Genomic DNA, 14,618 nt, shown 5'->3' with positions numbered 1-14,618 from the left:
TCACATACATAAAAAAACGCCCTACTGGGCGTTTTTTTATGTCTATTGACGTGGCTAAGTTTAGGCTTATTGAGTTCCACCTACTGTCATCGCGTCTAGTTTTAACGTTGGTTGGCCAACACCGACTGGGACACTCTGCCCGTCTTTACCACATACGCCGATGCCGCGATCTATCGCTAAGTCATTACCCACCATTGACACTTGGCCCATCGCATCTGGACCATTGCCAATTAACGTTGCACCCTTAACCGGTTTGGTGATCTTGCCCTTTTCAATCAAGTACGCTTCAGACGCTGAAAATACAAATTTTCCGGAAGTGATATCTACTTGGCCACCAGCAAAATTGTTCGCGTAAATACCATAATCAACGCTTTCGATGATTTCTTCAGGTGTACTTTGACCTGGTAACATGTACGTGTTGGTCATACGAGGCATAGGCATATGAGCAAACGACTCACGACGACCGTTGCCCGTTGGTTCAACGCCCATTAGGCGCGCGTTCATTTTGTCTTGCATGTACGACTTCAATACGCCATTTTCGATCAATACATTGTATTGACTTGGCACACCTTCATCGTCCACGTTTAATGACCCACGAAGGCCACTTAATGTGCCATCATCAACAATTGTGCATAATTCTGATGCGACTTGTTGGCCAATCTTACCACTGTAATTACTACTGCCTTTACGATTAAAATCACCTTCAAGGCCGTGTCCTACAGCCTCGTGTAATAACACCCCCGGCCAACCGTTACCTAGTACGACTGGCATGGTACCGGCCGGTGCGTCGACCGCTTCTAAGTTGACCTTGGCCATGTGAATCGCTTCGTCTGCGACGCTTTGATATCTCAGCTTGCCATCGACAAGTTCCATGAAGTGTTGATAGTTGGTTCTCGCTCCAGCGCCTGCTCCACCGCGCTCACGACGACCGTCTTTTTCAAGCACGATAGAACAATTGAGGCGGATTAACGGGCGAATATCTGTTGCCCATGTGCCATCACTGGCAGCGACCAAGATCTCTTCATATACACCACTCATACTGACCACAATGTTCTTTGCATTAGGCTCTGTCGCTCTAATGTATGCGTCAACGCTTTTTAACAACTCAACCTTTTCTTGGTTGGTCATACTCTCAAGTGGCTGAGCTGGCATGTAAATGCTTCTAGACTGAGCTTTAGTAAAAGCCTGCTGTTTGCCGTGAACGCCGGCATCCGCAATACTGCGAGCCGTTTTTGCTGCTTCAACAATGGCATTCATATTGACCGAGTCAGAATAACTCAATCCGGTTTTTTCACCGTTAACGGCTCTAACCCCAACACCTTGTTCGATATTGTAACTACCGTCTTTGATGATGCCATCTTCCATCACCCAAGACTCATGAAAACTTCCTTGGAAGTAGAGATCGGCATAATCCAATTTATGCTCAAGTAAGATCCCAAGACCGTCAAAAACGTCTTGTTGGGTTAAGTCATTGGCGTCTAATATCGTTTGTTCTACTTGATTCAAAATCTTTCCTATCCACTGCGGTTTATGCTTTTTGCACAAACGTAAATTGGTTGTGATTACTTACTGGCATATTTTGTCGTATTTCTTTTATACGCGCTTTATCTAAAAACGTGCCAAACAGACCGTTTTCTCTTTTAGCATTGGTTACGACTTCACCCCAAGGCGAAATCACCATACTGTGACCAAAGGTCTCCCGGCCATTTTGATGAACGCCGTTTTGGTTACTCGCAATCATATAAATTTGGTTTTCAATGGCCCGCGCCGACAATAGTGATTGCCAGTGAGCGGCGCCCGTTTTTTCAGTAAAGGCACTTGGCAATACAATGGCGTCTACCCCTTTGGCACGCAATGCTTGAAAAAGTCCAGGGAAGCGTAAATCATAACATATCGCGACGCCAACCCGCCCCCATTCCGTATCAAAACAGACTAGGTTTTTTCCTGGTATCGTACTGTCCGACTCTCGATAACTCCCAGTATTGTCATCCACGTCCACATCAAAAAGATGAATTTTTTGATAATCGGCAATGAGATGACCATTAGGGTTAAACACCAGACAAGTAGCCATGAATTTAGCTGGGCTGTCTCCTGTACACTCACCTTCATTAGGTAACGTTGGAAACGAACCAGCAACCAAATAAATCTGATATTGATTAGCGATACGCGCAAGTTTAGATTGAACTTGGCCTTCTCCCAAATTCTCAGCAATTGCTAAATTGCTTTTATCTCTGCCTCCAAAATTTGCAAAACATTCTGGCAACACGACCAAGCTATTTACTTTTAATTGGCCTGCAGTTTGAGCTAGCTCAAGCTGTTGGTTAACAAAAGCAATGTTTTCGTCAACGTTTGGTGTGGAAGTCATCTGTAAAACAAATGCGTGCATCGAATCCTCCGTTGAGTGGCTTTAAACGAGTCACTCTATAGGTGTTTTTGGCTCACTGCCCTGAGTGCTAGATGGTTGAATAGGGGCCGAATTTTGTTGTTGCTCTAATTGACGTTTTAGCGCTTGTTCGCGCTCCTCATTTAGCTTCAGCTGATTTTCTTGTTGTTGTTTTTCTTGCTGTTGCTTTTGACGTTGCTTTTCGGCCTTTTCTTTGGCCTCTTTTGCACCTGGAATATCAATAGTCTTAGTGAATCGCTTAACTTCTTGTACATTCGGCTCGGACAACTGTCCAGTGATCTTCATTCTTACTTCCGAAACAACATCGGCTTTTTCTATGATCTTATCTATAGCAATACCAGCCAAAAACGATAACCCTGCTGTACCCGGTGCTAACCAAGCTGCTATCACTGGGATACTAGAGGTTATCTTAGGCTTAAAGGTCACGTCGTAATCTAGGGTATTTTGGTTTAAATCTGTAAAACCACGCATATTCATATTGCCCGCAACACCGTCCATAAAGATGTCTTCTGAATAAACTCGGCCGTTTTCGATTTGCATCGAGCCTTTAATATCATTATAGAAAAGGCCTTTTTGAAACACGTCGTTAAAGTCAAATTTTAGCTTTCGATAAAGTGAATTCAAACTGAACAGCGAGAAAATACGCGCGCCCTTGTCACTGACTTCACTCAAATAACCCTCACCAAGCTCAAATGTGGTATCCCCGTTTAAACTCGAGAAGGTAAATTCATGAGGGGCACCGTCCCAGCTCAATGAAAATTTAGAGTGCAAATCACTTTGCTTTATACCGGTGTTGAGTTCCCAGTCCAGCATCCATTGACCGAAGTAACGAGAATAAATTTCGCCGTTGAGATTGGTTTTACCTGCGCCTTTGTCACCTGCCCATATTCCGGTCAGTTTGACTTCATTTCGCTGATAAATCATGCTCGCGCTTTCGATAAATAAAGTGTCATCACGAGAGAAAGTATCAAACTTAATTTTGCCCAATGGCTTTTTGTTATAGGTACAGTTTTCACACAACACATGAAGATCTGGCAAGTTGCGAATTAATCCCGCAGAGTCAGTTAAAGACTCTACCTCTGAAGCACCGTTTTCGCTTGCTATTTGTTCCGAAGAAGTGTTTTCAGCAGAGCTTTCAATCGCTTTTTCTATCACTACATCGAGGCGTTTAGCGGTAATATCGATTCCATTTATTTCGATATCTTCGTGAACAAATACATCAACATTTGCCTTGTCACTATTTAACAAAAATTGCCAGCCATTTGCTTTAGGGCTTGCAGTCAGGTTTGCCTGACTCCATCGCTGACCAAAGATATCAATATAACCAAACTTACCTGCAACTCGATCTGGCGCGCTTAAAAACGGTGGGTCTATATCGATGTCTGAATCTTGTCCTTCAGCATCAAAACCATTTATATCTGAACGACTCAACGCTCCTGTATCACTCACAATTAAATTTTCAGTCGATGTTTCAGTTTGCGGCGTTTGAGTTTGAACTTCGTCATCCGGGATCGTGTCTATTAAATCCAATACGAAGCTCAAGGTTTCAGTAAATTCTGCACCCGGTAAGTCAATTTCAATATCAAAACCTTCATTAGGTAAAGACGTAAACAAAGTGGATTGATTTAGGTCTTCAGCTTGCCCGACTTGTAATAGCGCACGGCTAATGACGCCTGATGAGTTAGGCGCTTCTCCAGCAAAAAATACCCGGTCATCTAGGTTTGCATAAATGTCATTGATTTGTTCATTACCTGACACTGTCACAGAAAGTTGTGATGGGATGCCTTTTCCTTTTATCAAAGGCCCAGTTATTTTGTATTCAGCCTGAGTTAAGTCGGTTTCTGCGACGACATCATATTGGTAGCCAACATCTGACAACGTAACGTCAACCAAAACGTTATTGTTGAGTTTGCCAGTGATATACGGTGTTAATGTCTCAGGTAACTGCTTTTTAAGATCGGTTGATTTCCATATTCCGGTTAATTGACCATAAATATTGTAATCATCAGTGACTTGATTACCTGCGACCATCATCTTAACCGGCAGCTTGTTCCATGTCCCTTTGCCACTGTGAATTGTAAAGGCTTCGTTTTCAAAACTTATAAACGCATCAATATCTTCAAAATTGAGCTCTAATCTCGGCATTTCCAGTCCAGCACTGACGGTTTTAACCGTTCCTCTAGCGACGGTTTCTGGTAATACGCCATTGGCATCTAAGTTATCATCTAAAGGTAAAATAAGGTGCACATTGGCAGCCCCTTGCCCGGATAACCTAACAAAATCAAATACCTCACCGAGGATGTCTTCAAGCGGTGATGTATCTATCAGTTGATGAAAGTCATCAAACGCTAGTTGATTTGGAGTGATATCTAAAGTGAGTAATGTGTTAGGTGCCCCTAAATCAAGCTCTCCATAAACGTCATCATTAATAGTGACAGGTCCTAACTGTCCTTTTCGAGCGGCAATTCCCATAATGAGTTTGTTGACGGTTAAGGTCGCATCCATATTTTCTATAGCTGGCCAGTCTTCATCAAATTCAAACTTGCCGTCTACAAGCTCTGCTTCGACCAAAAATGTCCCTGGACTAGACTCATATGGAATGGTTGCGACAGGGCCGTCAATAACGACTCGAGTCAGTTTACCTGCCCCGGCTTGAATCGCCTTAGTCAAATACGCATGAGTATCAGGACCAATTAAATGCCGAGGCAAATAGTTTAAGATTTTTCCCTGAGTCGGCCCGATAACTTCGGCATACAAGCTTAAGTGCCCGTCATCTACAGAGCTATATTGCGCCTCAGCATCGATATTTAAATCAGCATTGTTTAAAACAAACTGTTCAAGCGACACCCAAACGCCCTGTTCTCGGACGTCCACCGCGAGATTGACCGCCAACTCGTCATAATAAAATGGCGCAATAAATGTATCTTCTGTCAGTAGTTGCCCTTTCTTGCCAACTAACTGAACCCAACCTTTATTATCCGCCCACGCTAATTGTAAACGAGTTTGCTTAACTCCAAGGTAAGCTTCATCTGCAATCGGTTCTGGTAAATAGCCAAAGCCCTCAACATCAACAAACGCTCTCATACTCCCTTGGTTAGGCCATTGAATAGACAACTGTTTAACATCGCCGGAAATGTCGGCATTGGCCAAAAACGTACTGTCTTTTGTCACTGAAAATAGAGACAACAAGTTAGCCATTGCATTAACTTCAACATCGTTGGTGTATAACTGAATGTCTGATTTGGATTTAGTTAAAACTAGATCAAATGGTTCAGGTTGGGTCGATTCGGTCTTTAATTTAATGTCAGAGGCTAATAACTGCCAATCCGAGCCTAACTGCTGCCAAGCTAATTGCGCATCATCAACAAATAAGAATTTTTCGGTCGTTTGCTTTTGCCAACGCACCCCCGTGTTTTTGATATCAACAAGCAAATCATCGACAAGACCGTCTTTGATGTTGCCCCAAACTCTGAAATTTGCCTCTGTTGAGGTTACTGCAACATGTTCGCCAATAAACTGTGTTAACCAAGGAGTTATGTCAACTTGTTGAGCTTCGACATAAATTTGGCCAAAGATTTCGCTTCTTCGCTGACCATAAAGCTCCATTTGGATGGCCAACGAGTTATTAGAGAAGCCATCAATATACACTTCACCCTGGCCACGGTGGTGATTGCCATCGTTCACCCAGGCTAAATCATCTATTTGATAGGTTTGCAGCTGACCATCGCGATGTTTTACTAAAACCTTACTGTCGATAACTGAAAATTGTTGGACTTGAGACAAGAACAAGTGACTCAAGCCTTCAAAAAGCTGAGATCCTTGAGACTGCGGGCGAACCTTAAAAAACACATCGCTGTTTATCTTGGTCTCGATTCCCTCTAGTAAAAACGCCCCCGTAACTAGACGTTGTTCTTGGATGGAACGCCAAAAGTCGATGTTCATTTCGGTTTTTTGGATACTAATATCCAGAGGTGCCTCTTCTGAAGCGGTAAGGGAGACGTCATTTAATACAACGGCAGGACCAAAAGATTGCCACGAAGCACCAATACTACCGATCGAAACCTCAGCATTAAATTCCGCTAAAATATAGGACTCAATGTCTCTTTTGTAATTATCAGCATAGGGTAAAAAAACCTTAAGCAGGCTGATAATTACGGCAAGCAAAACGACCACTGTGGCAAAAACCGCCCACAGCGTCTTAACGCTTTTCGATAAAATTTTTTTCAGCAATGCCTTTCTCACATTTAGTCTGACCGACCAAGCTGCAATTAGTTTCCTTGTACTTTGTTATTGTACTCTTGGCAGTTCCAAATAGCGGCTGGTAATGACTCTATAACATCTGTTGCTATCATACCGATTTTGGACTCTTTTGCAGTAAAATCTCCCGCTAAACCATGTAAATATGTCGCTATTTCTAATTTTTTTTGTAACGAAGTTTGGTTGAGTTGCCAAGCACAAAAACTAGCTCCGATTACACCTGAAAGAACATCTCCCATTCCAGCCGTTGCCATAGCTGGATTACCTGACATATTTATTGCAGAGTGGCCTTTGGAGGCGACGATCGAACCATTGCCTTTTAGTATCACTGCGCTGTTGGTTTTATTAACGATCCGCTGTGCGGCACCTAACCGGTCTGCTTGAACTGACTGAACTGTTTCTCCCAAAATGCGCGCCGATTCGAGAGGATGAGGCGTAAACACCCATGGCTTATCAGGGCGAGCAAAAGCATCTTGAGTCGCACCGTCTTGTTTATCTAATTTATACGCTAAGCAATTGATACCATCAGCATCGATTACTGAAGGCGTTTGGTACCAGGTCTCTTGTTTTAACAGCTCCGAAATCACTGCCAAACTCCATTTTGTCAAACCTAGTCCGGGTCCCACAACGACACTGTCGACCTTTGGTAACACTTCTGCTAGGTATCGGTCGACCTCTAACATCTCAAGTCCCGTTACCATTAATTCAGGGCAAAGCTGAGTGATCATCCCTTCGTTACCCGCTTCACACATCACATACACTTTGCCGACCCCAGAGCGCAAAGCCGCCTTTCCTGCCATAAATGCGGCACCGCCCATACCTAATGCGCCACCGATAACTAACACTGTGCCAAAACTGCCTTTGTGGACATTTTGTTTGCGCTTGGGGATAGGCACGATAGTGTCACGATGAATGAGGGACAAATCCGTTGATACGCTACTTTCAAACTCTTTTCTTAATCCCAATTCAGAATAAATAAGCTGACCACAGTGATCGGGACCATCAAGGGAAAACAAACCTGGTTTTAACGCAATAAAGGTAACTGTGTAATCTGCAATTACAGCTATAGGCAGGGGCTGACCAGTGTTGGCGTTGAGCCCCGAAGGTACATCGATAGCGATCACAGGCGCCGAGTTATGATTAATCGCTTCAATAACCTCTGCAGTCGATGCTCTCAAGGTTTGTTCGAGCCCGATACCAATCAAACCATCAACAATAACATCGACATCTAACTGTCGAATGGAGTCTAGATGTTTGTCTAAATCTAGCACCGTGCCTTGGGCCGAAACAAAGCTATGCATCGCCACCTTCGCATCGCCTTCTAAGGCTTCGCCTTTATTTTTCGCCAACAAGGTGACATTCATACCTGATTGAATGGCGAGTCGTGCCACTATATAGGCATCACCGCCGTTATTGCCTCCACCAGCGATAATAAGAATATGTTGAGCGGTCGGAAACCTAGCGAGTACACAATCAAAAACGGCATGACCGGCCTTTTCCATGAGTTGATAAAGGTCAATACCATTTCGGTGCGCACAATCTGCTTCATTTTGTTTAATCTGTTCGGCGCGATACAGTTTAGATGGTAATATAGACCGACATTGGCTAGACATAACAACCCTTAAATGACTGATACTTCTATTAACTATTACCAACTTGCAGAAAAGATCAAGGCCTGGGGCAAAGAGCTTGGTTTTCAGCAAGTCGGCATTAGTGATATTGACCTTTCTGATCAAGAAGCGCCATTTTTGACTTGGTTAGAAAAAGGGTTGCACGGCAATATGGAATTTATGGCACGCCATGGCCTTAAGCGCTGTCGTCCAGCGGAGTTATTACCGGGGACCCTTTCTGTCGTCTCTGTTCGAATGGACTACCTCCCCCCTAACGCAAGTTTTGCAACTAACTTATCCAACCCAGATACTGCTTATATTTCTAGATATGCATTAGGTCGTGATTATCACAAGGTCTTACGAAACCAATTAAAAAAGCTCGGTGAAAAAATTGCCGAAGAGATTGATGACCAAGATATGGTATTCCGCCCATTTGTTGACTCAGCTCCCGTTTTAGAACGCCCGCTTGCTGAAAAAGCAGGTTTGGGGTGGACCGGAAAACACTCTCTTATTCTCAATCAAGATGCGGGCAGTTGGTTTTTTCTTGGCGAATTGTTTCTGCCCATTCAATTACCTACTGATAAAAAAGTAGAAGAGCAATGTGGTTCATGCGTTGCGTGTATGACGATTTGCCCTACGCAGGCGATCACAGCGCCTTACACAGTAGACAGTAATCGATGTATTTCTTATTTAACCATCGAGTTAAAAGAAGCAATTCCCGTCGAGTTTCGTGAAGCTATGGGTAACCGTATTTATGGCTGTGATGATTGCCAACTCATTTGCCCCTGGAACCGTCACGCCGAAATTACCAAACAACCCGATTTTATGCCAAGAGATGCCCTACACAATCCAGACCTTCTGAACTTGTGGGAGTGGACGGAAGCTCAATTTTTAAAAACAACAGAAGGCTCACCAATTCGACGAATTGGATACGAGTGTTGGACTCGCAATATTGCAGTAGGTTTAGGTAACGCACCTTATAGTGTCGCCGTTGTGTCAGCTTTACAAGACAAATTAGGCCAAATTAGTCCTATGGTCGACGAACATATTGAGTGGGCTCTTACCCAACAACACAAAAAAGCCGCGGAAGCCGGTGTTGAAAACAGAAAGCTCAAGCGTTTGATAAAAGCTGTAAAGGTGGGATTACCAAGAGATGCATAAATAGCTAACCAGTACCAAAACAATAATAACCCTGAATTGCAGGCACAAAAAAAGAGCACCTAGTGCTCTTTTTTTACAAATCGTTCAGGCTAAATTAGTTAGCTTCAACGTTTGCAGCTTGTAAACCTTTTTGACCTTCTTCAACGTCAAAAGTAACAGCTTGACCTTCTTTAAGGCTCTTGAAACCTTCACCAACGATTGCACGGAAGTGAACGAATACGTCCTTGCCGCCATTGTCTTGTGTAAGGAAACCGTAACCTTTTTCTTCGTTAAACCATTTAACAGTACCAGTCGATTTAGACATAATAACCTCTAATAAATTTCAAATTAAGTGATACACATGTATCAGCTGTATCTTTGCGGAGTTTAAACAATTGCAATGTAACTTATGTAAAGATTACGTCTCTCAAAATCGACTAAAATTTGAGTGTTGCGGTATAAATTTCATCAAGCTTTCTAACAATTTTTTTAAAGTCTCGTTAAAGACACAAGCATCATAACACAATAAAAAAATAAAGCTCATTAAATGAACGTTAATTTAACATTTAATTTTTATTACAGTCATTTTGCCTCTGCCTACATAAGATAAGGACTTCGTTCCGTTTTTGTGAACTCATTTTGGTCCACGCTAATATCTCTGTCATGGTTCTGTAACATCCGATACAGACATCATTATGGTCAAGGCAACACTGTCGGATACAAGGCGACTGTCGCTTTGCTTCATCACTCATTAGTTTGACTATCTCTTTTAGCGCTCAAATTTCTTTAACGAATGATATAACTTTTGTATGTATTTGGCTGTTGCTTTTGCGCACCGTCATTAAGATGCACTTTGGAAGATTGGTCAGCGGGATTAAATGCCAACTCAAATTGAAGGTCTTGCTTTGCTAAAAACGCCTCAATGTGGTTCAGCAAAAACGCTTCTTGTGGATTAGCACAGCGATCAATATCAGCACTTACGTCAACGCTTACGATCAACAAGGTGTTTTCTTTTATTGGTAAGCTTAATAATAAGGTTCTCATGTCTATCTCATTCATCGCTCCTATTAATACTGGCAACATAGCAAAATCCAACAAACAGGTCTGTAAAAACGGCAGTTGTACTTCAATGTTCAATGCTTTGAGGTGTATTCGATCATTTCGATGCACAAAAGGTAAGAGCGATAGACTTCGAACGTGTCGAGTATTTACGTCGACATTGCCAAGAGGTGTTTTAAATTGTTGACTGATAGGAAGTACGGCACCTGTTACACCATCGTGAGCCGCCCCCAAAATGATGACATCAGAAACGGAAGGACCTAATTTGGCCAAATGACGAAACGCAGCAGCGCTAACGTCTCCGGTGGATTCAAAACTGCCATGTGGCACGACTAAGCCAAAGGGCTTAGATTCTACTGTTGGTAACGCTAATAAACGTTGTGTCACATCAATAACGAGATCATCAGCATCCATCGGATACAAAAAACCTGCGGCAATTGAGGGTCTAATGATCATACTCGTTCCTCCTACTTCAATCAGAAGTATAGAAGAGGAAAACCATCCAGCACGCTCTAAAACAACGCTACTGAGGGGTTTTGAGATAAAAAGTCTGTATATGAATCACTTGCCGCTTAAGAAAAGTTTAGAATAAAAGCTAAACTGCTAGTATCAATTAATTCTATTGTAGTCATCGCTTTTATTAAATTTACCTATTTGCTGTTCTTGGTAATCTATAACCAATTAAATTTTGGAGATAAATATGTTTACAGTTATTTTTGGTCGCCCTGGTTGTCCTTATTGTGTTCGTGCGAAAGAAGTAGCGGATCAGCTAACTGAGTCTCGTGACGACTTCAAATATCGCTATGTTGATATCCAAGCAGAAGGCATTTCAAAAGCTGACTTAGAGAAGTCTGCTGGCAAGCCAGTCGAAACTGTTCCACAAATCTTTATAGATCAGGAACATATTGGTGGTTTTACTGAGTTTGAAGCTTACGCAAAAGCAAATTTGGGCTTATATCAGTAGGACTATTCCTAAATAGAATAAAGTATTGGTTAATAATGACGCCAAAATGTCATACAATGCGCGCCAAATTTTTTTTCGTACCCAAGAGTTATGAGATTTCCTGGTAGACGCAAACATCGACATTATTTTCCAGTCGAAAAGAAAGACCCTGTAACCAACAAGATAAAGGTTGACGGTAAGCTAAAGCATCCATACGTGGTTGGTATGGACCAAACGATCGTAGATATCGAAGCCCACGTATCCCGTGAGTTGCTCGAAGAGTTCGATCTAAAAATTGGTCTTTCTCAATTAGTCACGAGTGAATTAGCAGAAAAGCTGTACGACGTTATCTCAGAGCAGGGTCTGATCATCGATCAGCACGCCGGTGGTACCATTGGTAACACCATGCACAATTATTCAGTATTGGCAGACGACCGTTCTGTTCTATACGGAGTAATGAGTGAAAACATCAAAGTCGGTAACTACGCGTACCGCTATCTGTGTAACACATCGTCTAAAGTAGACCTACAACATTTACAACCTGTTGACGGTCCTATTGGTCGAGCGTTTACCCTGATCACCGAAGATGGCGAACGTACTTTTGCGATCGATTCAGGTGTGATGAACCGCTTAACACCAGACTTCATCGATGAAGACCTGATTAAAAACGCATCTGCGTTTGTTGTAAGTGCTTACTTTACTCGCTGTTCAGGTGAAGACACGCTAGACAAAGCTGCAATGCAAGCCATTGAATACGCAAACAAACATCAGGTTCCGGTGGTTTTGACCTTAGGTACGCGATTCATGATCGAAGAAAAGCCACAATGGTGGCGTGACTTTATTCGTGATCACGTGCAAGTTCTTGCAATGAACGAAGAAGAAGCAGAGGCCTTGTTAGGCACCAGCGACCCTTTGTTAGCTGCAGAGCAAGCGCTTGAACTTGCAGATCTGGTACTTTGTACTGCTGGCCCACAAGGTCTATACATGGCAGGTTACACAGACGAAGAGCACAAGCGTAAAACCCAATACCCGCTTCTGCCAGGTAGTATCCCTGAGTTCAACCAATACGAGTTTTCACGTCCAATCTTAAAAGAAAATTGCCGTGAACCACTTAAAATCTTTTCGCATATTGCTCCATACATGGGCGGTCCCGATGAGATTAAAAACACCAACGGTGCTGGTGACGGTGCGTTAGCAGCCGTACTACATGACATTACAGCCAACGTTTTCCATAAGTTAAACGTACCAGAGTCAAGTAAACACGGTATTCCAGCAATGTCGTATTCTTCCCTAGCGCAAATCTGTAAGTACGCTAACCGAGTGAGCTTTGAAGTTTTGTCTCAGAGTTCTCCTCGTTTATCTAAGGGATTGCCTGATCGCGAAGACAGCTTAGAAAGTGCATACTGGCACTAGTCGTACATAAGCAAAGTATTGAGCAGAGATAGAACGCTTTCCGGCATCCTGTCTTCTCAAATAAAAAAGCGAACCAAATGGTTCGCTTTTTTATTTTTAGAATTTTAAACTTTTGTAATCAATCTTACGAAAGCTGTGGTCCAGCAGCTACTAGCTCTGCACCGTCTTCTAAGTCGGTGTACTGCTCAAAGTACTTGATAAAACGTTGTGCAAGGTCAGTCGCTTTGTCGTTCCATTGAGTTTCATCTTGGTAAGTATCACGAGGGTCTAAGATAGCAGGATCAACACCTTCTAACTCTGTCGGTACTTCTAAGTTGAAGATAGGCACAATCTTAGTTGGTGCATTTTCAATAGAACCATCCAAGATACGGTCAATGATTGCACGCGTGTCTTTAATCGAAATACGCTTGCCCGAACCATTCCAGCCTGTGTTAACTAAATAAGCTTCTGCACCTGCCGCATTCATACGCTTAACAAGTACATCAGCATATTGTAATGGGTGTAAGGTCAAGAATGCTTTACCAAAACATGCAGAGAATGTTGGTTGAGGCTCAGTAATACCGCGCTCAGTACCAGCTAATTTTGCGGTAAAACCAGACAAGAAGTGATACTTGGTTTGCGCGTCAGTCAATTTAGAGACTGGCGGTAACACGCCAAATGCATCTGCTGTTAAGAAAATAACTTTTTGTGCATGGCCTGCTTTTGAAACTGGCTTAACAATATTATCAATGTGATATAGCGGGTAAGAAACACGAGTGTTCTGAGTTAAAGAACCATCTGTGAAGTCAATTTTACCTTGGTCATCAACCGCTACGTTTTCTAATAACGCATCACGGCGAATAGCATTGTAAATGTCTGGCTCGCTTTCTTTATCCAAGTCGATTGTTTTAGCGTAACAACCACCTTCAAAGTTGAAGATACCGTCATCATCCCAGCCGTGTTCATCGTCACCGATTAATTCACGCTTAGGATCAGTAGAAAGCGTTGTTTTACCTGTGCCAGATAAACCAAAGAAAATAGCTACATCGCCATCTTTACCCACGTTTGCAGAGCAGTGCATTGATGCCATGCCTTGCAAAGGTAGGTAGTAGTTCATCATTGCGAACATGCCTTTTTTCATCTCACCGCCGTACCAAGTACCGCCAATGATCTGCATTTTTTCAGTCATGTTGAACACGGTAAATACTTCTGAGTTCATACCGTGTTTTTCGAAATCTGGGTTTGACGTTTTAGAACCGTTCATTACCACAAAGTCTGGCTCGCCGTAATTTGCTAGTTCTTCTTCAGTTGGGCGAATGAACATGTTTTTAACGAAATGCGCTTGCCAAGCAACTTCAGTAATAAAACGAACTTTAAGACGTACTTTTTCATTGGCACCACAAAATGTATCAACAACAAACAAGCGCTTGCCAGATAACTGACGAGAAACTAGGCCTTTGAGGTCTTGCCAGACTTCTGGTGATAATGGTTTGTTGTCATTTGGTGCTGCTTCGTTGTTCCACCAAACTGTATCTTTAGTTACATCGTCAAGAACAATGTACTTATCTTTTGGCGAGCGGCCAGTAAAAATACCGGTGTTTACACTTACGGCACCTAGTTCCGTAACAGTGCCTTTTTCATAACCCTCAAGATCAGGTTTTGTTTCTTCTGCAAACAAAACCTCGTAAGACGGGTTATGTAAGATTTCGGTCGGCTCTAAAATGCCGTAGCGAGATAAGTCGATAGTTGTTGTCATGTGTACTTCACCAAATGATTTGTTCGCGTATTTACGCATTAATTAAAAACAGCGACG

The 14,618-nt window shown here is 42.6% G+C and carries 11 protein-coding genes; 3 read left to right on the top strand and 8 right to left on the bottom strand.

Annotated elements, in window-relative coordinates:
• Positions 1-66: 66 nt before the first annotated feature.
• The 4 genes from tldD to J1N51_RS11825 form a co-directional block, all read right to left on the bottom strand.
• Entirely contained in the window at positions 67-1,506 is a 1,440-nt protein-coding gene (gene tldD, locus J1N51_RS11840; RefSeq protein ID WP_208831473.1) for a metalloprotease TldD, read from the bottom strand.
• Positions 1,507-1,528: 22 nt separating this feature from the next.
• On the bottom strand, positions 1,529-2,386 hold the full coding sequence (locus tag J1N51_RS11835; RefSeq protein ID WP_208831472.1) for a carbon-nitrogen hydrolase family protein: 858 nt from the start codon (positions 2,384-2,386) through the stop codon (positions 1,529-1,531).
• Positions 2,387-2,416: 30 nt separating this feature from the next.
• The gene (locus J1N51_RS11830; protein ID WP_208831471.1) at positions 2,417-6,568 is read right to left on the bottom strand and encodes a YhdP family protein; all 4,152 of its coding nucleotides are present in this window, start codon (positions 6,566-6,568) and stop codon (positions 2,417-2,419) included.
• A gap of 104 nt (positions 6,569-6,672) precedes the next feature.
• On the bottom strand, positions 6,673-8,274 hold the full coding sequence (locus J1N51_RS11825; protein WP_208831470.1) for an NAD(P)H-hydrate dehydratase: 1,602 nt from the start codon (positions 8,272-8,274) through the stop codon (positions 6,673-6,675).
• Positions 8,275-8,286: 12 nt separating this feature from the next.
• Here J1N51_RS11825 and queG point away from each other — a divergent pair, with 12 nt between their 5' ends.
• Positions 8,287-9,432 (top strand): tRNA epoxyqueuosine(34) reductase QueG, encoded by a 1,146-nt coding sequence (gene queG, locus J1N51_RS11820; RefSeq protein WP_208831469.1) that lies wholly within the window; start codon positions 8,287-8,289, stop codon positions 9,430-9,432.
• 94 nt (positions 9,433-9,526) lie between these two features.
• On the opposite strand, the gene cspE is transcribed toward queG, so the two are convergent.
• From cspE to amrB, 3 genes are all read right to left on the bottom strand, one after another.
• A complete protein-coding gene (gene cspE / locus J1N51_RS11815; RefSeq protein WP_155695803.1) occupies positions 9,527-9,736 on the bottom strand; it encodes a transcription antiterminator/RNA stability regulator CspE in 210 nt (69 codons plus the stop codon).
• Between the two features lie 241 nt (positions 9,737-9,977).
• The gene (locus tag J1N51_RS11810; RefSeq protein ID WP_208831468.1) at positions 9,978-10,163 is read right to left on the bottom strand and encodes a DUF1289 domain-containing protein; all 186 of its coding nucleotides are present in this window, start codon (positions 10,161-10,163) and stop codon (positions 9,978-9,980) included.
• Positions 10,164-10,197: 34 nt separating this feature from the next.
• Complete coding sequence (amrB, locus tag J1N51_RS11805) at positions 10,198-10,926, bottom strand: AmmeMemoRadiSam system protein B (RefSeq protein ID WP_208831467.1); 729 nt, start codon at positions 10,924-10,926, stop codon at positions 10,198-10,200.
• 244 nt (positions 10,927-11,170) lie between these two features.
• Here amrB and J1N51_RS11800 point away from each other — a divergent pair, with 244 nt between their 5' ends.
• Both J1N51_RS11800 and J1N51_RS11795 read left to right on the top strand, forming a co-directional pair.
• Positions 11,171-11,434: a GrxA family glutaredoxin gene (locus J1N51_RS11800; RefSeq protein WP_208831466.1), complete on the top strand. Its 264-nt coding sequence runs from the start codon at positions 11,171-11,173 to the stop codon at positions 11,432-11,434.
• A gap of 90 nt (positions 11,435-11,524) precedes the next feature.
• Positions 11,525-12,826: an inosine/guanosine kinase gene (locus J1N51_RS11795; protein WP_208831465.1), complete on the top strand. Its 1,302-nt coding sequence runs from the start codon at positions 11,525-11,527 to the stop codon at positions 12,824-12,826.
• A 124-nt stretch (positions 12,827-12,950) separates the two neighbouring features.
• Here J1N51_RS11795 and pckA read toward each other — a convergent pair whose 3' ends face one another.
• On the bottom strand, positions 12,951-14,561 hold the full coding sequence (pckA, locus tag J1N51_RS11790; protein WP_208831464.1) for a phosphoenolpyruvate carboxykinase (ATP): 1,611 nt from the start codon (positions 14,559-14,561) through the stop codon (positions 12,951-12,953).
• Positions 14,562-14,618 lie beyond the last annotated feature (57 nt).

Source organism: Psychrosphaera ytuae (genome assembly GCF_017638545.1).
Taxonomy (GTDB): domain Bacteria; phylum Pseudomonadota; class Gammaproteobacteria; order Enterobacterales; family Alteromonadaceae; genus Psychrosphaera; species Psychrosphaera ytuae.
This window is presented reverse-complemented; position numbering and strand designations above follow the sequence as displayed.